This window comes from Marinobacter sp. F3R11, assembly GCF_003318275.1.
Lineage (GTDB): Bacteria > Pseudomonadota > Gammaproteobacteria > Pseudomonadales > Oleiphilaceae > Marinobacter.
Map to the genome: position 1 here is coordinate 650,128 of NZ_QOCH01000015.1, position 18,696 is coordinate 668,823.

General features: G+C 53.8%; 19 protein-coding genes and 1 tRNA gene. 8 read left to right on the top strand and 12 right to left on the bottom strand.

Annotation, left to right across the window (positions count from 1 at the left end; genetic code table 11):
• Nucleotides 1-102 precede the first annotated feature (102 nt).
• Nucleotides 103-1,509: a S41 family peptidase gene (locus tag DS878_RS11425; protein ID WP_113816077.1), complete on the top strand. Its 1,407-nt coding sequence runs from the start codon at nucleotides 103-105 to the stop codon at nucleotides 1,507-1,509.
• 5 nt (nucleotides 1,510-1,514) lie between these two features.
• The gene (locus tag DS878_RS11430) at nucleotides 1,515-2,339 is read left to right on the top strand and encodes a divergent polysaccharide deacetylase family protein (RefSeq protein ID WP_113816078.1); all 825 of its coding nucleotides are present in this window, start codon (nucleotides 1,515-1,517) and stop codon (nucleotides 2,337-2,339) included.
• On the opposite strand, the gene hisF is transcribed toward DS878_RS11430, so the two are convergent.
• From hisF to DS878_RS11455, 5 genes are all read right to left on the bottom strand, one after another.
• The gene (hisF, locus tag DS878_RS11435) at nucleotides 2,336-3,109 is read right to left on the bottom strand and encodes an imidazole glycerol phosphate synthase subunit HisF (RefSeq protein WP_113816079.1); all 774 of its coding nucleotides are present in this window, start codon (nucleotides 3,107-3,109) and stop codon (nucleotides 2,336-2,338) included. The two genes, DS878_RS11430 and hisF, sit on opposite strands and share 4 nt — an antisense overlap.
• A gap of 14 nt (nucleotides 3,110-3,123) precedes the next feature.
• Nucleotides 3,124-3,861 (bottom strand): 1-(5-phosphoribosyl)-5-[(5-phosphoribosylamino)methylideneamino]imidazole-4-carboxamide isomerase, encoded by a 738-nt coding sequence (gene hisA / locus DS878_RS11440; RefSeq protein ID WP_113816080.1) that lies wholly within the window; start codon nucleotides 3,859-3,861, stop codon nucleotides 3,124-3,126.
• Entirely contained in the window at nucleotides 3,855-4,496 is a 642-nt protein-coding gene (gene hisH / locus DS878_RS11445) for an imidazole glycerol phosphate synthase subunit HisH (RefSeq protein ID WP_113816081.1), read from the bottom strand. Before hisH ends, hisA begins: the two co-directional genes overlap by 7 nt.
• Nucleotides 4,497-4,524: 28 nt before the next feature.
• Nucleotides 4,525-5,118: an imidazoleglycerol-phosphate dehydratase HisB gene (hisB, locus tag DS878_RS11450; RefSeq protein WP_113816082.1), complete on the bottom strand. Its 594-nt coding sequence runs from the start codon at nucleotides 5,116-5,118 to the stop codon at nucleotides 4,525-4,527.
• A 128-nt stretch (nucleotides 5,119-5,246) separates the two neighbouring features.
• Nucleotides 5,247-5,708, bottom strand: coding sequence for an SRPBCC family protein (locus tag DS878_RS11455; protein ID WP_113816083.1), 462 nt, complete (start codon nucleotides 5,706-5,708; stop codon nucleotides 5,247-5,249).
• A gap of 190 nt (nucleotides 5,709-5,898) precedes the next feature.
• Between DS878_RS11455 and DS878_RS11460 the strand changes: the two genes are divergently transcribed.
• The 4 genes from DS878_RS11460 to DS878_RS11475 all read left to right on the top strand — a co-directional run bounded on the left by DS878_RS11460 (nucleotide 5,899) and on the right by DS878_RS11475 (nucleotide 9,648).
• Nucleotides 5,899-8,106: an AsmA family protein gene (locus tag DS878_RS11460; RefSeq protein WP_113816084.1), complete on the top strand. Its 2,208-nt coding sequence runs from the start codon at nucleotides 5,899-5,901 to the stop codon at nucleotides 8,104-8,106.
• On the top strand, nucleotides 8,103-9,182 hold the full coding sequence (gene mutY / locus DS878_RS11465; RefSeq protein ID WP_113816085.1) for an A/G-specific adenine glycosylase: 1,080 nt from the start codon (nucleotides 8,103-8,105) through the stop codon (nucleotides 9,180-9,182). Before DS878_RS11460 ends, mutY begins: the two co-directional genes overlap by 4 nt.
• Entirely contained in the window at nucleotides 9,179-9,451 is a 273-nt protein-coding gene (locus DS878_RS11470) for an oxidative damage protection protein (protein ID WP_113816086.1), read from the top strand. Before mutY ends, DS878_RS11470 begins: the two co-directional genes overlap by 4 nt.
• A 121-nt stretch (nucleotides 9,452-9,572) precedes the next feature.
• Nucleotides 9,573-9,648 (top strand) — tRNA-Phe (locus DS878_RS11475).
• A 478-nt stretch (nucleotides 9,649-10,126) separates the two neighbouring features.
• Here the strand turns inward: DS878_RS11475 and DS878_RS11485 are convergent.
• On the bottom strand, nucleotides 10,127-11,074 hold the full coding sequence (locus DS878_RS11485) for a LysR family transcriptional regulator (RefSeq protein WP_113816088.1): 948 nt from the start codon (nucleotides 11,072-11,074) through the stop codon (nucleotides 10,127-10,129).
• A gap of 158 nt (nucleotides 11,075-11,232) precedes the next feature.
• Here DS878_RS11485 and DS878_RS11490 point away from each other — a divergent pair, with 158 nt between their 5' ends.
• Together DS878_RS11490 and DS878_RS11495 are read left to right on the top strand one after the other, a co-directional pair.
• A complete protein-coding gene (locus tag DS878_RS11490; protein ID WP_113816089.1) occupies nucleotides 11,233-12,693 on the top strand; it encodes an AMP-binding protein in 1,461 nt (486 codons plus the stop codon).
• 23 nt (nucleotides 12,694-12,716) lie between these two features.
• The gene (locus DS878_RS11495) at nucleotides 12,717-13,685 is read left to right on the top strand and encodes an NAD(P)H-dependent flavin oxidoreductase (protein ID WP_113816090.1); all 969 of its coding nucleotides are present in this window, start codon (nucleotides 12,717-12,719) and stop codon (nucleotides 13,683-13,685) included.
• A gap of 85 nt (nucleotides 13,686-13,770) precedes the next feature.
• On the opposite strand, the gene DS878_RS15485 is transcribed toward DS878_RS11495, so the two are convergent.
• From DS878_RS15485 to wrbA, 6 genes are all read right to left on the bottom strand, one after another.
• On the bottom strand, nucleotides 13,771-13,926 hold the full coding sequence (locus DS878_RS15485; RefSeq protein ID WP_187298782.1) for a hypothetical protein: 156 nt from the start codon (nucleotides 13,924-13,926) through the stop codon (nucleotides 13,771-13,773).
• A gap of 115 nt (nucleotides 13,927-14,041) precedes the next feature.
• Nucleotides 14,042-14,995, bottom strand: coding sequence for a DMT family transporter (locus DS878_RS11500; protein ID WP_113816091.1), 954 nt, complete (start codon nucleotides 14,993-14,995; stop codon nucleotides 14,042-14,044).
• Between the two features lie 2 nt (nucleotides 14,996-14,997).
• Nucleotides 14,998-15,801, bottom strand: coding sequence for an ABC transporter permease (locus DS878_RS11505; protein WP_113816092.1), 804 nt, complete (start codon nucleotides 15,799-15,801; stop codon nucleotides 14,998-15,000).
• A complete protein-coding gene (locus tag DS878_RS11510; protein ID WP_222837459.1) occupies nucleotides 15,801-16,673 on the bottom strand; it encodes an ABC transporter ATP-binding protein in 873 nt (290 codons plus the stop codon). Before DS878_RS11510 ends, DS878_RS11505 begins: the two co-directional genes overlap by 1 nt.
• Nucleotides 16,674-16,734: 61 nt before the next feature.
• Entirely contained in the window at nucleotides 16,735-17,730 is a 996-nt protein-coding gene (locus tag DS878_RS11515; RefSeq protein ID WP_113816093.1) for an ABC transporter substrate-binding protein, read from the bottom strand.
• Nucleotides 17,731-18,036: 306 nt separating this feature from the next.
• Nucleotides 18,037-18,690, bottom strand: coding sequence for an NAD(P)H:quinone oxidoreductase (gene wrbA, locus DS878_RS11520; RefSeq protein ID WP_113816094.1), 654 nt, complete (start codon nucleotides 18,688-18,690; stop codon nucleotides 18,037-18,039).
• Nucleotides 18,691-18,696 lie beyond the last annotated feature (6 nt).

Consider the following 18,696-nt stretch of genomic DNA (forward strand, 5'->3'; position numbering starts at 1 on the left):
GCTGACGCCATACTGTCGGGGCGGAGAATTCAGCCGGCTGATTCTGCCTGGTTCTCAGCTCAGTTCTCAGTTTAACTACCGGAATAACCACGGGATATGTGAATGAAACGGGTCCGAAGTACACTCCAAGCCATACCTTTGCGCTCTGCCATTCTTGCGGCCTGTTTCATCGCACTTCCAGGGCTGGCCTTCGCCCAGGACAGCTCTTCAGACACCACAAGGACTCTGGAAGGCATTCAGGATGGGGAGCGTGTTGAAATCACCCTGCCCGATCCGGAGAAGCAGCTGCCGCTCAATGACCTGCGCAAATTCACGGAAGTTTTCGCCCGCATCAAGGCCGCCTACGTTGAAGACGTAGACGACAGTCAGTTACTGGAAAGCGCCATCAAAGGCATGCTTTCGGACCTGGACCCACATTCCACCTATCTCGCCCCCAAAGACTATGAAAAACTGGAGGAAAGCACCTCTGGAGAGTTTGGTGGTCTGGGTATTGAAGTCGGCATGGAGAACGGCTTTGTAAAAGTTATCGCTCCAATTGACGACACTCCGGCTCAGCAAGCCGGCGTTCAGGCAGGGGATCTGATCATCAAACTTGATGAGAAGCCGGTAAAGGGCATGAGTCTTGAGGAAGCTGTGCAGCTGATGCGCGGCAAGCCAGGCACCATACTCACCCTGACGGTCATGCGTGAAGGACAGAATGCGCCGATCGAGATAGATGTTGAGCGGGATGTTATCAAGGTTACCAGCGTAAAAAGCCGCATGATTGAAAACGGCTACGGGTACGTCCGCCTGACCCAGTTCCAGGCGGAGACCGGAGAACAGTTCACCAAAGCTCTTAAGAAGCTCAAAGAAGATCATGGCAGCGACCTCGACGGGCTGGTGATCGACCTGCGCAATAATCCGGGTGGCGTACTGCAGGCGGCGGTGGCAACGGCGGACGCACTGCTGGATGAAGGGCTGATTGTATATACCGAAGGCCGGATCCAGAGCTCGCGTCTTCGCTTCAGTGCTCAAGCCGGTGACGTAATGGCTGGCACACCCATTGTTGTTCTGATCAACGGCGGCTCGGCCTCCGCTTCAGAAATCCTTGCCGGCGCCCTGCAGGATCACAAACGGGCCGTAATCATGGGCACCCAGTCTTTTGGTAAGGGCAGCGTTCAAACGGTCATCCCGCTGGATGAAACCCACGCTATCAAAATGACAACTGCCCGCTACTACACTCCCGACGGCCGTTCCATTCAGGCCACCGGCATTGAGCCTGATATAGAAGTCCGCCCGGCAGAGCTCAAGGAGCTGGACAGCCGCCCCTTCTTTACCGAAGCGGATCTGAGCGGCCACCTCATTGGCCAGGATGAGAAAGCGGACAATGCAGAAGGCACCGGCAAACAATCAGAAGCAGAAAGCCAGACCGGCTCCATAGCAGACCGCGACTATCAGCTACGCTCAGCACTCAATCTGCTGAAAGGACTGCACATTCTTGCCCCCCAAAGAGCTGGCTCAGTACAGTGAAGTCTATGTCTGGCCTGACACTGGGGGCGCTTATCCTGGCAGCCCTGACAAGCCTGGCGGGCAGGGCTGTAGCGGCCGATCCGGTAACGGACGCTGTCCCGCCAACCATTGCCATCATCATTGATGACATGGGGCACAATCTGCATGAAGGTGAACGCCTTGCCAACATCGACCAGCCGCTGACCCTGGCATTCCTGCCCTATCGGCGGCACACAGATGCTCTTGCACGCCTGGCACACAGCCGCAACAAAGAGATCATGCTGCACGCCCCCATGGCCAATACCCGGAACTTCAGCCTTGGCCCGGGTGGATTAACCTCAGATATGGATGAACGGAGTGTGACTACCACACTGCGCCGCGCCCTGAAATCCATTCCCTATGTACAGGGCGTGAACAACCATATGGGCAGCCTGCTGACCCAGCAACTGAAACCCATGGACTGGGTGATGAAAGAACTCAACCGCTACCCGGTTTATTTTATCGACAGCCGCACCATAGCTTCATCAGTAGCGGGCAGCGTTGCTGAGGCTTATCAGATACCAACCATGACACGGGACGTGTTTCTGGATCACGAACAAACCGAAGAGTTTATCGACCAGCAATTCAGGGAACTGGTCCGGCGGGCAAAGGAACACGGCAGTGCGATTGGCATTGGCCATCCGCATACGGTGACTATCGATTATCTCGAAAAACATCTTCCGCTACTGGATGAGCAAGGCGTTGCCATCGCCACAGTGAGCGGACTCTGGGCTATCCGTAACAACAACCAGAAGATGTTTGCAGAAGGGGAAAAGCAGGCCATAAGGCCTGCTCTCGCTAAAAAGGACTAATCCCGGACTTCGATTCCCTGAGCCTTCATAAAGGCTTTGGCCTCAGGAATTGTGTGCTCACCAAAATGGAAAATAGACGCGGCCAGAACTGCGTCTGCCCCCCCCTTGGTAACACCATCCGCCAGGTGCTGAAGCTCACCTACACCACCTGAGGCAATCACGGGAACAATTACGGCATCACTGACTGCACGGGTAAGGCCAAGATCAAATCCTGCCTTGGTGCCATCTCTGTCCATACTTGTAAGCAACAGTTCGCCGGCACCCATTTCCACCATTTTGCGGGCCCACTCAACAGCATCCAGCCCTGTTGGCTTGCGGCCTCCATGGGTGAAGATTTCCCAGCGCAGCGCTTCGCCTTCAGCGCTGACCTGCTTGGCATCAATCGCCACCACAATGCATTGGCTGCCAAAGCGCTCTGCCGCTTCCCGCACAAACTCCGGGTTAAATACCGCAGCTGTGTTAATCGCCACCTTGTCTGCTCCGGCGTTTAACAGCTTACGGATATCATCAACGGTACGAACACCACCACCAACCGTAAGCGGGATAAAAACTTCAGCCGCCATCCGCTCAACGGTTTCATAAGTCGTGTCGCGGCTTTCGTGGCTTGCCGTAATATCCAGAAAAGTGATCTCGTCAGCACCCTGTTCGTTATAGCGGCGAGCCACTTCCACAGGGTCGCCCGCATCCCGGATATCCACAAAGTTTACGCCTTTTACAACACGCCCTTTGTCCACATCCAGACAGGGAATAATGCGCTTTGCCAGTGCCATAAAATCTACCTTGTTCAGCCTTTCAGGGTGTCACAGAATGCCTGGGCTTCCGCAACATCCAGGGTGCCTTCATATATAGCGCGGCCGGTAATAGCGCCGATGATGCCCTTGCTGGCAACGGGTGCCAGGCGTTTGAGATCATCCATATTCGTAACGCCACCGGAAGCTATGACAGGTATACCCCCCTCTTCGGCCAGAGCCGCTGTAGCTTCAACATTTACACCCTGCATCATGCCATCACGGTTGATGTCGGTATAAACAATCGCCTCAACACCATCGCTGGCAAACCGCTTAGCCAGATCAGTCGCCATGATTTCAGACACTTCGGCCCAGCCATCTGTAGCTACGCGACCATCTTTGGCATCCAGGCCCACGATTATATGGCCAGGGAAACGCTTACACATTTCGGTCACAAATTCCGGTTCTTTAACCGCTTTGGTTCCGATAATCACCCACTGTACACCGGCTTCGAGATAGGCCTCGATTGTTTCTGCCGTGCGAATACCGCCACCAATCTGGATTGGCAGATCAGGGTATTTACGGGCGATGGCCTGGACAATCTCACCGTTAACCGGTTCACCTGCAAACGCGCCGTTCAGATCCACAAGGTGCAACCGGCGGGCGCCGGCCTCCACCCAACGGGTGGCCATATCAACAGGGTCACCACCGAAAACCGTGGAATCGTCCATCCGGCCCTGGCGCAAGCGCACACACTTTCCGTCTTTGAGATCAATGGCGGGAATAATCAGCATGTTCCGTTCCAGTCAGTAAAGTTCTTGAGAAGTTGCAGTCCTGCCCGGGCACTTTTCTCCGGGTGAAACTGCACAGCAAAAATATTGTCCCGGGCCACCGCAGCAGCCAGATCAACGCCGTAATGGCTGCGTCCGGCGATATCCGCATTGCCTTCTGCCTCTGCGTAGTAACTGTGCACAAAGTAGAAGCGGTCACCGTCGGGAATACCCTGCCAAAGCGGGTGCTCTTTGGTGTGATACACCTCGTTCCAACCCATATGAGGCACCTTCAGGCGTTCGCCATTTTCTATCAGGTTCTCACCGAAGAAACGTACTTCAGAAGGGAAGAGATTGATGCCGTCAACGCCGCCATTTTCTTCGCTTCGGGACATAAGTGCCTGCATACCGACACAAATGCCCAGAAATGGACGGTCACGGGAGACTTCCCGCACCAGTTCATCCACCCCATGTCGGCGCATCTCTGCCATACAGTCACGGATTGCGCCGACCCCCGGCAAGATTACCCGGTCGGCTTCACGAATCTGATCAGCGTTATCGGTTACCAGAACTCTGGTATCCGGGGCCACATGCTCTACCGCTTTGCGGGCAGAGTGAAGGTTCCCCATGCCGTAGTCGATTATGGCAACGGTTTTCATGGTTAATGCGGTGTCCTTGAGTGGCGGTTTACAACAGGCCTTTGGTCGACGGAGTAACACCCGCCATGCGCTCATCCATTTCAATAGCCATGCGCAAGGCGCGGCCGAATGCTTTGAACACAGTTTCGATCTGGTGGTGGGTGTTTTTGCCGCGAATGTTGTCGATGTGCATGGTCACCATCGCATGGTTGATGAACCCACGGAAAAACTCTTCAAACAAATCGACATCAAACCCACCCACCATACTGCGGGTATAGGGCACTTCCATAATCAGACCAGGGCGGCCTGAGAGATCAATAACCACGCGGGAAAGTGCCTCATCCAGAGGTACATAGGCGTGACCATACCGGCGAATACCTTTTTTATCACCCACGGCCTGTTTGAAAGCCTGACCAAGGGTGATGCCGATATCTTCTACCGTGTGGTGGTCATCAATGTGCAGATCGCCTTTGGAGACAATGTTCAGATCGACCAGACCATGACGGGATATCTGCTCCATCATGTGATCAAGAAACGGGACTCCGGTATCAAAACTGGACTTGCCGGTGCCGTCGAGATTGATTTCAACGGTGATCTGGGTTTCTAGGGTATTTCGTTCTACCCGAGCCTTACGTTCGGCCATGGGGACTCCGTAGCAGATTAGGTGGCACAACGCCGGAAAACTTGATTCGCGGATTATACCTTTTATGCCTGCAGGAGTCCCATAGCCGGGTTAATCGTTACGATAGTGTGAGCCTGAACACAAGTTGTTCAAAAAGCATTCTTCAGGTTTTTCATGTAGGTATCCACCAAACCGTTGAATTCGTGTTTGATGACAGGGCTGATGGCAAGCTTCAGCAAGCTTGGCAGGGGCATAGTCAGCTCGGCACAGGTGTGAAACTTCAGGGCGGTAGTTTCGTCTCCTTTTGCCGTCAACGTCCAGGACCCACGCACTACACCGTTGCCTTCCTCTTTTACAGGCTCCCAGGAAATTTTTCCGGCGTCTTTATCTGAAACGTACTGACATGCATAAATTGCCTGGATAGCGTATTTGTCGACGCCAACCTTTTCCATTTCCCAGCGATAGGTATTGCCGCCCAGATCCGCCAGCTTATCTACCTTTGGAAAATAGCCCGCAGAGCGCGGGACATCAGCCAGCAATTCAAACACGTCATCGTAGCTAGCCGGAATTTCAAGCTCCCGACTCAGCTCGATCGAAACAGTAATAGCCACAACGAACTCCTTTTTATGCTTATACGTAACAACAAAGCGGGAAAATAATAGATGTATTTTGGCCCAACACTACGGCATTGTCATACTCCCACCCTGTTAATTTATTAACCCTGCGTTATCCTTTAGATTATTCACGCCCGGATTCGCCCTGAATCCTGAAAGCTACTGCAAAAGAAAGGACGTCTGAAACATGAAAGCCATACGTTATGCGCTGATCGCCATAGTTGCACTTGTCGTTCTTGCCATTGTCGCGATTGCTATTGCCATGGCAGTCATAGACCCGAACGACTACAAACCACAGATCGAACAGGTTGTTGAAGATCAAACCAACCTCGAACTCGTTCTTGACGGCGATATCGGCTGGTCTTTTATTCCTCTCGGGCTGGAGCTGAATGATGTAGAAGCCAACCTTGATGGTGAACGCTTCATCGCACTGAAGCAACTGGTTGCCCAGATCGACTTCTGGTCTCTGCTTGCCATGTCGCCACAGGTCAGCACCTTCGTACTGGATGGTCTGGACACTCACCTGAGCATTAACGAACAGGGAGAAGGCAACTGGACCCACATTATGCCAGACTCTGCAGCCGTTGATGAACAACAGGACAAGCAGGACGTTACCAGCAATTCCGGGGAAACTGCCGCTCCGGAAACCGAACAGGGCAGCGGCCAAACCCTGAATTTCAATGTCGAAAACATCCAGATCAGCAATGCGCAGGTGCACTACAGTGACCAGCGTACCGGCCAGACAGTCACTCTTGAAGACTTCACCGTCAATGCCAGCAATATTACTCTCGGCTCCGAATTCCCGCTGGAAATCGGCTTTCGTGTAGAAACCAGCCAGCCACAATTCTCGGTTGACGGGAACATAGAAGTCCGCCTGGCGGCCAACGAAGCTCTGAACGATTTTGCCGTTTCCGGGCTGGAAGCTGTTTTTGACATGAGCGGCGAACCTTTCGGCGGCAAAACAGTAACAGCAAAACTCGGTGGCTCTGCCAAAGCCAATCTGGAAAACGAAACCGCTACGCTGAGCGACTTCACTGCCAGCCTCGCAAACCTGACGCTGTCGACCCAGCTCGATGTTAATGGTTTCGGTGATAAACCAACCCTCAAAGGCCAGGTAGCCATCGATGAGTTTTCTCTCAAAGAACTGATGGAAAACCTGGGGCAAGCTGCCATTGAGACAACGGATGAAGCCGTTCTCGAGGCCATTGCATTCTCCACCAACATCGGTGGCGCTGCCGGCAAACCCGCACTGTCTGATCTGGTGATCAAACTGGATGACACTACATTCAAAGGATCAGGCAGTTATAACCTCGACAATGGCGGAGTTGTATTTGAACTTCAGGGCGACAAACTCAACGCTGACCGCTACCTGCCCCCTGCAACTGAAGGCGACGCCACTGAATCAGCAGCTGATGCACCGGCACAAACTGCTGAAACAGGCCCTGAAAGCGACCTGCTCCCACTGGAAACCCTGCGCAGCCTGCTGCTCGATATTGATTTCGGGCTGGGAGAGCTGATCGCAAGCAATCTGACCATCAGCGACATCAAGGCCAGCACAACCGCCAGCAAAGGCCTACTGAAAGTGGATGAATTCAGTGGCAAGCTTTATGAAGGCGGCTTTGACGCCAACGTCACCATTGATGCCCGCACCGATACCCCTAAGTGGACAGTCAGTTCTGATGTAAGCAATGTCCAGACTCTTCCACTGCTGGCAGACCTCGCAGAAGTCACCATGCTTGCCGGCGGCGCAAATCTCAAGGTTAATGCAACCACCTCCGGTAACCGCATATCTGTACTCAGAGAAAAGGCCGATGGACAGATCAGCTTCAACCTTGCCGAAGGTGAATTCCGCAACATGAACCTGACCCGCATGGCCTGTCAGGGAATTGCACTGGCCAACCAGGACCAGCTGACAACCACCGACTGGGGCGAAACCACGCCATTCAACGACATGCACGGCACACTGGACATCAACGGCAATGTCTTTGACAACACCGATCTGGTCGCCTCACTGGCGGGCATGAAGCTGGAAGGTAATGGCACCGTCGACCTGAAGCAGACCCTCGTTGATTACGAACTCGGCCTGAGAATTGTTGGTGAAATCCACCGAGACAACGCCTGCCGGGTGACCGAGTACGTTGAAAACGTAGTTATTCCTGTGGAATGCCGCGGTGATTTCTCGGCGGGTGCAGCCAGCCTGTGCTCCTTTGACGGTTCCCGTTTCCGCGACACACTGAAAACCATTGCAGAAAACGCTGCGCGCCTGAAAGCCAAAGAAGAAGTCGACAAGGTGAAAGACAAAGCCGAAGAAAAAATCAGCGAAAAGCTCACTGAAAAGTTTGGTGAAGGCGAGGGTGAGAAAGTTAAAGACGCCCTCAAAGGACTGTTCAAGTGACAGCAGGCTGCTTCGCCGAAAATCTTCTGACATGGTACGACCAGCACGGCAGGCACAACCTGCCGTGGCATCACAACCGCAACGCCTATCGGGTGTGGGTTTCCGAGATCATGCTTCAGCAAACCCAGGTAGCAACCGTTATCCCCTACTTCCAGGCTTTCATGGAACGGTTCCCCGATGTCCGGTCTCTGGCGGAGGCCCCGGTTGATGACGTGCTCAGCCATTGGTCCGGACTGGGCTATTACGCCCGCGCCCGCAACCTCCAGAAAGCAGCCCAATCCGTTGTAAACGACTTTGGCGGCATATTTCCCGACACCCGGGAAGAGCTGGAAACCCTCACGGGCATAGGCCGCTCTACCGCCGCCGCAATCATTGCACAGGCATTTGGCAAGCGCGCGGCCATTCTTGACGGCAATGTAAAGCGGGTACTGGCCCGCTACCACGCTGTTCCCGGCTGGCCAGGACAGACCTCTGTACTGAAGCAGCTCTGGGAACATGCCGAAGCCCACACTCCGGAGGAGCGCGTTCGGGATTACACCCAGGGCATAATGGATCTGGGTGCAACTGTATGCACCCGTAGCCGCCCCGCCTGCAACAGCTGCCCTCTGCAACAGGGCTGCACGGCCCATGCCAGAGGAGAGGTCAGCCTCTACCCAGGCTCCAAACCCAAAAAAGCCAAGCCCGAGAAAACAACCTGGATGGTCATACTGGAAGATAAGGAAGGCCGTATCCTGCTGGAACGACGCCCGCCCACTGGCATCTGGGGCGGCCTCTGGAGCCTGCCCGAGCTGGATCCGGCCTATGGTGCAGACGAACTTCAGGAGGCGTGTGAGCAGAGCCTTGGATTTGACTGCGGAGAACCTGAACTGATCGGCGGCTTCCGACATACATTTTCCCATTACCACCTGCACATTCAGCCTGCTCGCCTGAATGTAACCAGACAGAACACCGTGAGAGACGATGCTCAACACAAATGGCTGCACCGGCACGAAGCCCTAACCCTGGGCCTGCCAGCGCCTATACGCACCCTGCTCACGAATCCGACCACTCACATACCCAGACAGGAGCAATCATGAGCCGCACAGTTTTCTGCCGCAAATACCAGAAAGAACTGGAAGGCCTGGCTTTCCCACCCATGCCCGGGGCGAAAGGCCAGGACATTTTCGAGAACATATCCAAACAAGCCTGGGAAGAATGGCAAAACCAGCAGACCATGCTGATCAACGAAAAACACCTGAGCCTTATGGACCCCAACACCCGGAAATACCTGCAGGCGCAAATGGAGCATTACTTCAATAACGAACCTTTCGATAAAGCCGAAGGCTACGTACCACCGGAGCAATGACACAAGTTTGGTCAAAGCCTGACCAAGCCTGAAAAGATTCAGGATTTTTTCCGGGCCGGCCTTGACTCAATACACCGAAACCGGTTTAATAGCGCCCCGTTGCACAGCAGTCTTGCAACTTGCCCGGATAGCTCAGTCGGTAGAGCAGAGGATTGAAAATCCTCGTGTCGGTGGTTCGATTCCGCCTCCGGGCACCATTAAAAATTCAGATGAAGCCCGCCTTGTGCGGGCTTTGTTGTTTCTAGCATCAACAAAGTGTCCACGCGTAATTACTGCCCTGGCTTGTGCGTGTGACTAGCGCGCCTGGATCCATTTCTTCCTCAAAAAGGCTTCTCTCATAAAGAGCGCTCTGCAGCTTTGAATAGTTCGTAGGGCTGGGATCCTGGTTGTATCTTCCCTGGGCCACTCGCGCCAAATGACATTTTTCATTCCACTTCTCATGCATAGCGGCATTGCTCATAAATCACTCCTGCTTTTTTGAATGCCTGACAACCATAGCCGATAGTTAAAGGATTGATCTCGACAACTTTCTGCATGAATTGTGGCGAAAGATGGCTATACCCCAGCGTGGGTCCAATATCCCAATGCTTCTGCACCAGGCGCTCATACTCAGTAGGGCTCGGCGGTATCTTTCGCTTGTGTCGACACTGGTTTCAAAACAGGCACGCTGCAAAGTCAGAAAGAACCTCCAAACTGCCCCTTCATCACCTTGCCCACAACACCCTCTTCCGAAAATGAATCTTTAATAAAGTCCAGCAGCGTCCTCACCGTTTGCGATGGGTACAAGCTGGGAGCTGTTATCAGAAACATCTTGTCGCCCCACATTTTCGGATCCGAATCAAACCCCTTCAGTGCCCGGAGTAATACCCCACTCTTCAGCTCTTCACTGATTAAATAGTAGGGTAGAACCCCAATACCGTTCCCCAGGATGACGGACTGCTTAAGGAAGTTCATGTCGGCACATTGCAGCTTGGGTATCACCTCAACCACGTGTCGCTGCTCTGAATCCTGAGAGAAAAAGCTCCAGATCAGCCGGTTGTGTCTTACCGGGGGTGTCACCAGGTAGTGCTCAGATAACTCAGCAGGTACTTTCGGGCTGCCATACTGCTCAATATAACCAGGAGAAATACAGGGAACCCACTCAATTCCAGACAGCTCCCTGGCCACATAGTTTTCCGGAGGCACGTTAGCAACGCGAACAGAGATATCCACCTCTTCCTCCAACAGATCCAGAATACGGTTATTGAAGGTTATCTGCATGGTCACTCCCGGATGCAATTTGCAGAACTCCAGCAAGGCTGGCCCGAGAGTCATCTGCCCAAGGCCGATCGGCATGCTCACCCTCACATGACCTCTCAGATTCCGGCCCATATCCTGAACGGTAGCCTGAAGAGCAGACAGCTCCTGTGTGACCTTCACTGCGTGCTCGTACATGGCCCAGCCAATTTGCGTTGGCTCCATGTGACGCGTCGTTCGCCTCAACAGCTGCACACGAAGATCCGACTCCATTTTTTTCAATCGGCGGCTGACGTTTGAGCGGCTGGTGTTCAGACGAAGGGCGGCAGAACTCATACTGCCCGACTCTACAATGGCCACCAGTACCTCCAAGTCTTTGATATCCAAAAGACGCTCCTTATTGTTGCCAATTTGGAAACAGTTTGGGGTTAATTTGATGCATTGTCGAGAATCCGGATCGTACCTTAAAGTGTCGCTACCCGATACCAGTGCTCTGGCCTGAATGCGAATGCATAGGCGGGCTACCAAAAACAACAGGAAATCAAATGACTGCCGCACTCATTTTTGAAGACATACGTCTCTCAGGATCTGATATTGATTTACGCGGGCTGAAACTCGCAGGTGGGTTAACTGAGCTGGGACTGACTGAGGGCGACGTTGTTGCTGTCATGATGAGAAACCACCCGGTGTTTATGGACATCATGGTGGCATGTCGAACGATAGGCATATATCACTGTGCGATCAACTGGCATTTCAAGGCCGGCGAAGCCCGCCATATCATGAACGACTCCAATGCCAAGGCCTTGATAATCCAGTCGGAATTCCTGGAGGAAATTGAATCCGTCATTCCAACAGGCATACCCGTTCTGGTGATAGATTCTCACGATGGAACTCACACGAACTACGAGGACTGGCTAAGTAAACAACCTGTCTACAACGGTCCCGAGAGAAGCCCAAGGGGCATGATGCCTTATACCTCAGGCACCACAGGGAACCCGAAAGGGGTTCGCCGTATGCCCCTTGATCCGTCCTTCCTGCCATTGATGAGAGAGCTTGCAGAAAAAGCCTGGGGCGTTATACCCAGCGCAAGAACTCTGATGCCGGCTCCGCTTTATCATAGTGCGCCGAACAACATGACACTGCAGGCTTTGTTATACGGCGAATTGCTGGTACTGACGCAGGGCTTTGATGCAGAAAATATTCTGCGCCTCATAGAGCAGCACAAAATAACGACGGTGTATCTGGTCCCGATCATGTACGTGAGACTCCTGCGCCTGCCAAAAGAGGTAAAGCAACGGTACGACATATCATCGGTCACCTTCGTTGCATCAACCGGAGCACCCTGCGCCCCCGAATTAAAAGCATCAATGATTGAATGGTGGGGACCCGTCATTCACGAAACATACGCTTCCAGTGAAACCGGAATGCTCACCATCCAGCACCCCGACGATGCGCTCAAAAAACCCGGAAGCGTGGGCAAGCCGGCCCTGGGCGCCGAGGTAAAGATCATTGATGAGGATGGCAACGAATGCCCTACCGGCGACATTGGCGTTATCTACGGGCGACAGCCCGCCTACCCGGACTTCACGTACCAGAATAACCAGCAAGCAAGAGACAAAGCCGCACTCGGCCGCCTGGTGACCGTAGGTGATATGGGTTACTTCGACGATGATGGTTATCTGTATGTATGTGACCGCATCTCGGACATGGTCATTTCCGGCGGCGTCAATATCTACCCTGCTGAAATCGAGAACGTGCTGCTGGAAATCGAAGGTGTTCAGGACTGCGCCGTGATCGGAATTCCGGACCCGGAATATGGCGAGTCGCTTGTCGGGTTAGTCAAATTCCACAACCCAACTGAAGATACAGTCGCTGAAATCAAGACTCATCTGGAGAGCCGACTCGCAAAATATAAAGTACCCCGGACGATCAATATCGTCGACAGCATTGCACGGGACGACAACGGAAAAATCTCCAAGAAAAAACTCAAACAGCAGTTCATTTAAGACAAAAACAGGAGTTCAGACAAATGAGTCTGCCAGATACCCTCAAAGATAAATTAGCGCTGCCGGTGATCTGCTCACCGCTGTTTATAATTTCCACCCCCAGGCTTGTTATCGAACAGTGTAAAGCCGGACTGGTGGGATCCTTTCCGGCACTGAATGCAAGGCCTGCAGAGAAGCTGGATGAATGGTTAACAGAAATTGAAACCGAACTGGCTGCATACAAGGCGGAAAACCCGGACGCCAAAGTAGCCCCCTATGCCGTCAACCAGATTGCCCATGGCTCCAATGACCGGCTTGAACACGACATGGAGGTCTGCGTAAAACACAAGGTGCCAATCATTATTACCAGTCTGCAGGCATCGTCTATGGTGATAGAGGCAGCGCATAGCTACGGCGGCCTGGTGTTTCATGATGTAATCAACGTGCGGCATGCAAAGAAGGCGTTGGCTGCGGGGGTTGACGGCCTGATTCTGGTAACCGCAGGGGCCGGCGGCCACGCAGGAACATTAAGTCCATTTGCCCTGCTGTCCGAGGTTCGCAGTTTCTTTGATGGCCCGGTTATTCTGGGCGGTTCCATCACCAAAGGTAACCATATTCTAAGTGCAAAGGTGATGGGTGCAGACCTGGCCTACATGGGCACACGGTTCATTGCCACCCAGGAGGCCAATGCCGACCAGGCCTACAAAGACATGATCGTGCAGTCCTCAGCGTCTGACGTTGTTTACAGCAATCTGTTTACCGGGGTTCACGGCAACTATCTGCGGGGCAGTATCGAGAACGCAGGGCTTGACCCGGACAACCTGCCCACTTCTGACAAGAGCAAAATGTCGTTTGGCTCAAAAGGTAGCAGCAAGAGCAAAGCCTGGCGTGACATCTGGGGCGCTGGTCAGGGCGTTGGAGCGATTACTGAACTGACGACAGTTGCGCAGACTGTTGCAACACTAAAAGATGAATATGAAACGGCGCGTCAGAGCATCATTAGCGACAACTGAACCCAGCCTGTCTGAGCATTCAGCTTCGCAGCTCTGACGGCATAAGAGCGGCAAAACAAATGAAGGATTTTCGTAAAACAGCCTCTCAGGCAGCTTTGCGGAAATCCTCCATCCGTACACTCTTGTCCCGGTTGCGCCGGTATTTGCTTTTATCTTCAACTACACGCATCTGGTATTTCGGTGTTCTGAGTTCCCGCTGCACCGCACTGTGCTGAGTGGGCTTTGCTTTCTTTTTCGCCATGGCTATCTTCTCCTCTGGCTGTTGATTTATACACTCTGATTATAGCATCTGAGAGCTCTTCACCAGCGTAAGGAGTAACACCCATGCCTGAAATGGTCTGGCAGGCTCCTTCCTTTTACTTCCGCAGCCCGGAGGCCCGCATTCGCGCCAGCCGCCAGTCAGTGAGCCCGACAAGGACGATTCCCAGGCCAATCATCAGGAACCCGAACACGTCGTGATAACCCGGCATTTCCCCCAGCAGTATTGCGGAGGAAATGAGCCCTACTGCCGGAACCGCCGCCGAGCTCAGGGACATGGTAACCGCAGGCAGGGACCGGATGGCGCCCACTTGCGCAGCCACACAAACCCCCGAAGCCAGAGCCCCGCTGAACAGGATATTTACCAGAAAACCAGGCTCCCAGCGTATGCTGGCCGTGTCTTCTATAATCAGGGACAGGGGTACAAGAAAGACCAATGAGGACAGCAGCTGCCAGGATATAAGCGATAGCACATTGCCATGCCAGCGGTGTTTGCGAACGTGTATCAGCCCGGCTGTCCAGACCAGGGTAGCCAGTACAATCAGCGACCCTCCCAACAGAGTGCCTTCGGAACTCCAGTCAACATCCAGAGGGTTGAAAATACTCATCAGTCCCACCAGGCCAAGAGCTGTACCGATTGCTCTCGGGGCCGTCAGCCTCTCGCCCAGAAACATGGCCGCAGCCGGAACTACCCAGATTGGCGAAGTGTAGGCCAGTATGGCCGCCCTGCCCGCCGGCATAAACTGCATGCCCAGGGTAACCAGGGTGATAAACCCCATGTTCTGGAGAATTCCCACGGAAAACACCACAGGCATATCCGCACGGTGCGGCACACGGAGAATCCCCATGGCGCCGGCAATCACGAACATGGTGATTGTTCCGATCGACATCCGGAGGGTTGTATACAGGAGCGGCGGGCTGTATTCGAGCCCCATTTTCATAATGGGGAAGTTGATACCCCAGGTCAGAGCTGTGAATGCCAGCAGCAGGTACCCGTTACGCCAGGCGTAGCCAGCGCCCGCCGCAGGCATGGATTCGGCGAGGCGCGTCATGCTCAGTGTTCAACCTTGAGTGCACTTTCATGCCAGTTACGCAGAGCCCTGTCGGACATCCAGACCATGGCCGCAAACAGAATAATCCCGGTCAGCGTGATCAGAATCAGCGCCGCAAACATCTTGGGAATCTGCAGGTTGTAGCCGGATTGCAGGATCATGTAGGCAAGCCCTGCTTTGGCACCACCGGTACCGGCAACAAACTCTGCCACCACTGCGCCGATCAGTGCCAGCCCGGAGCTGATCCTCAAACCACCGAAGAAATAGGGCAACGCACCGGGAATCCGCAGGCGTACCAGTTCCTGCCAGCGGCTGGTCCGGTACATACGGAACATGCTCAGCAGGTTGGGATCAACGCTGCGCAATCCAAGCGTGGTATTGGATATGATCGGAAAGATGGCAACGATCACCGCACAGATGGTCAGAGCCCAGGTGGTGTCATCTACCCAGATGATGATCAGGGGCGCAATGGCCACAACCGGCGTTACCTGCATCAGTACTGCGTATGGAAACAGGCTGACCTCAATCCATTTGCTTTGGACAAACAGGAGGGACGCCGCGACACCCGCTATCACGGAAATCACGAAGGCCAGGAAGGTAACCTTCAAGGTCATCAACAAGGCACCAAACAGGGAGCTGAAGTCCGTAACCAGAGATTCAGCAATATCCACAGGGCTTGGCACCAGGTATTTCGGTACATCAAAAGCCATTACACTGATCTGCCAAAGTAGCAGAACCAGAACCCCTACCAGCAGAGGGGCCGCGATCTGGACAAAACGTTCATTCCGTATCAGTGGCGTACTCATCAGCAATTCTCCTTGCTCTCACCCATTCCGCTGGCACGTTCAAGAGCCTGCGATACCTGCCGGCAGTACCCGGCGAATTCCGTTGATATCCGGAAATCCGGAGATCTGGGATAGGGCTTGTCAATCTTGATGTCATCCACTATCCGCCCCGGACGGGCGGCCATCACAACCACCCGGCTGGACAGATAAACTGCCTCATAGACACTGTGCGTCACGAATACGATGGTCCAGCCATTCTCTTTTTTGAGTTTCAGAACATCGTCGTTGAGCTTGTTCCGGGTCATCTCGTCAAGAGCGCCGAATGGTTCATCCATTAACAGCAAATCAGGCTCGGTAACCATAGCCCGGGCGATGGAAGCGCGCATCTGCATACCGCCGGAAAGCTCCCGCGGAAAGCTTTCGTCAAAGCCCTTCAGCCCCACCATTTCCAGAGCATCATCCACTTTCTTTTCCGACTCTGCGCTGTTCTCATGCTCCAGATCCAGCGGCAGTCGCACATTCTTGCGTACCCGGGCCCAGGGCATCAGCGTGGCATTCTGAAAAACAAAGGCCAGCTTGCAGCCTTTGCTTCCAACCACATCGTAATCCTGCTCCCACCATTTCACTGTGCCGGTAGTCACTTCACCCAGTCCGGCCATGATGCGTAGCAGGGTGCTTTTACCACAGCCTGACGGGCCCAGCAGGCTGACAAATTCTCCCTGCTTCACGGTCAGGGCGGCCCCTTTCAGGGCGACAGTGCCATTGGCATATACCTTATCAACGCCCTCCACCTGAAGGAGCGGACGAGATGAGGCTCTTGCCTCAGCATCGCTGGTTTCAGTTTCCGGTTCCGGCGCAGGATTCAGCGGTGTAACCTTGTTGGCTGTCATCATAATTTCTCCACGAACGGCCGGGCTTTTTCACCCGGCATCAGGCTTGGTAGCTCACAGGTGTTTAAGGCAGCACCGGTGTCTCAGGCAGGAACTCCAGCGTGTAAACATCGCTCATATCGAGATCGGCAGATGCCAGTCCAGCCTCCACCATGAAGTTCTTGATCCTGGTCCAGCGTTCGTCAGTCATCACGCCAATGCCTTTGGTTTGGGCATCGCCACCGGTGACGAGCTCATATTCCTTCATTTTTTCCAGGCCATAAGCGAGCTGCTCCGGTGTCATTTCCGGGTTCTCCTTCATGATCAGCTCGTTACCTTTGGCCGGAGACTCAAGGTAGCTTTTCCAACCTTCCATACTGGCCTGCACAAAGCGTTTCACCACATCCGGACGCTCCTCGATCATGTCCGTGGTTGCTTCGATAGTGGTCGCATAGGGAGGGTAACCATAATCAGACAAGAGAAAGACGTTAGGCTCTACGCCACCTTTCTCGATAGCGAACGGCTCCGAAGACAGATACCCCTGCTGCACAATGTTCTCGTTAGTCAGAAACGGCGCCACACTGAAGGTGTAGGCATGAACCACATCATCTTCAAAACCATACTCAGCTTTCAGCCAGGGCCAGAACGTGGAGTGTGCAAAGGCCGCCAGATAGACGGGAAGCCCCTCCTCCTTGATCTGTTCTATGGACTCAATGTGCGGATGCGCAATCAGTGCCTGGGGATCCCCCTGCATTGCGGCGGCCACGGTTTTTACAGGCAGCCCCTTCTCAACTGCGGTGATGTTGCCGATGGGATAGCCCATCAGCATATCGTAGCGCCCGCTCACCAATAGCTGGGTGCCGTTTACCTGAGGCCCTCCCATTTTGATTTCCACGTCCAGGCCGTAGTCTTCATAGATTCCGGTGGCCAGTGCCTGATAGAAACCGCCGTGTTCGGCCTGGGCGTACCAGTTGGTTCCAAACACCACCTTGTCCAGTTCGTCAGCGGATACCGGGGAAAAAGCCACCAGGCCTGCTATTAAGAGGGAGCCTGCAGAGGCTGCCTTGAATTTACGCTTCATAGGTACTCTCCTGAGTCCGGGGACTATATTTATTTAATTGACCACTTGATCAACTTTTAAAGCAACCCTCATGCCACCCAGAAAAATCAGGGTAAAATAATTTATTTTCAATAAGTTAAAGAGTATTAAAGGTATGTCGAACGCACCACATTGAACCAATTCCAAGCCAACCGCTCTGGTTTTGTGCGCTTCAGAACTCAGGCCGCATCAGCGGTCCTCAATGAAACAAAAAAGACAAAAGAAAAGCCGCCCGAAGGCGGCAAAGGGACACAACACAACACTCACAATCTGACAGATGCCAAGGCATCAGACTGAACTGGCAGCAAGCTCTACGGATGATGGCTCAGGTCTGACCCAGCCAGCCAGCCGGGCCACTCTGGCACCAAGAGCACGGGCGATGGCCAGTTCATTACTATCCACTCCCCGGGTGCCATTGAAACCCGTCACGGTGGTCGCACCATAAGGGGACCCGCCCTTATCTGTATGTACCAGCTCCGGAACACTATGGGGCACACCCGCCAATACCATTCCGTGCTGCAAAAAGGGCAGCAGTAGGGTAAGCAAGGTGACTTCGTTACCGGAGTGCATGCCGCCACTGGAGGTAAACGCAGCACCCACTTTTCCGATCAGGGCTCCCTGTCGCCACAGCGGCGCCACCTCATCGATAAACGCACGAAGCGGCGTGCTCATGAGCCCGTAACGGGTCGGCGATCCCCAGATAATCCCCTGGGCCCACTCAAGGTCAGCAGCTGTAGCCCGGGACAGTTCGCTGTATTCCTTCTGGGCGGCGATATAGTCGGGCCGCTCTACATCCACACTGAACTCCGGCTCGACAATCGAGACCCGGCACAGACGAACCTCCGCACCTTCTGAAGCAGCGCCATCGGCAATAGCCCGCGCCAGAGCCAGGGTACTCCCATACCGGGAATCAACAATCACGGTGACACGACTTTGAGTCATAGCGCC

Bases quoted from the DNA above. Each gene is read 5' to 3' on its own strand.
- DS878_RS11425 (WP_113816077.1), top strand. From the start codon at position 103: ATGAAACGGGTCCGAAGTACACTCCAAGCCATACCTTTGCGCTCTGCC.
- DS878_RS11430 (WP_113816078.1), top strand. From the start codon at position 1,515: ATGTCTGGCCTGACACTGGGGGCGCTTATCCTGGCAGCCCTGACAAGC.
- hisF (WP_113816079.1), bottom strand. From the start codon at position 3,109: ATGGCACTGGCAAAGCGCATTATTCCCTGTCTGGATGTGGACAAAGGG.
- hisA (WP_113816080.1), bottom strand. From the start codon at position 3,861: ATGCTGATTATTCCCGCCATTGATCTCAAAGACGGAAAGTGTGTGCGC.
- hisH (WP_113816081.1), bottom strand. From the start codon at position 4,496: ATGAAAACCGTTGCCATAATCGACTACGGCATGGGGAACCTTCACTCT.
- hisB (WP_113816082.1), bottom strand. From the start codon at position 5,118: ATGGCCGAACGTAAGGCTCGGGTAGAACGAAATACCCTAGAAACCCAG.
- DS878_RS11460 (WP_113816084.1), top strand. From the start codon at position 5,899: ATGAAAGCCATACGTTATGCGCTGATCGCCATAGTTGCACTTGTCGTT.
- DS878_RS11470 (WP_113816086.1), top strand. From the start codon at position 9,179: ATGAGCCGCACAGTTTTCTGCCGCAAATACCAGAAAGAACTGGAAGGC.
- DS878_RS11490 (WP_113816089.1), top strand. From the start codon at position 11,233: ATGACTGCCGCACTCATTTTTGAAGACATACGTCTCTCAGGATCTGAT.
- DS878_RS11495 (WP_113816090.1), top strand. From the start codon at position 12,717: ATGAGTCTGCCAGATACCCTCAAAGATAAATTAGCGCTGCCGGTGATC.
- DS878_RS15485 (WP_187298782.1), bottom strand. From the start codon at position 13,926: ATGGCGAAAAAGAAAGCAAAGCCCACTCAGCACAGTGCGGTGCAGCGG.
- DS878_RS11500 (WP_113816091.1), bottom strand. From the start codon at position 14,995: ATGACGCGCCTCGCCGAATCCATGCCTGCGGCGGGCGCTGGCTACGCC.
- DS878_RS11505 (WP_113816092.1), bottom strand. From the start codon at position 15,801: ATGAGTACGCCACTGATACGGAATGAACGTTTTGTCCAGATCGCGGCC.
- DS878_RS11510 (WP_222837459.1), bottom strand. From the start codon at position 16,673: ATGATGACAGCCAACAAGGTTACACCGCTGAATCCTGCGCCGGAACCG.
- DS878_RS11515 (WP_113816093.1), bottom strand. From the start codon at position 17,730: ATGAAGCGTAAATTCAAGGCAGCCTCTGCAGGCTCCCTCTTAATAGCA.
- wrbA (WP_113816094.1), bottom strand. From the start codon at position 18,690: ATGACTCAAAGTCGTGTCACCGTGATTGTTGATTCCCGGTATGGGAGT.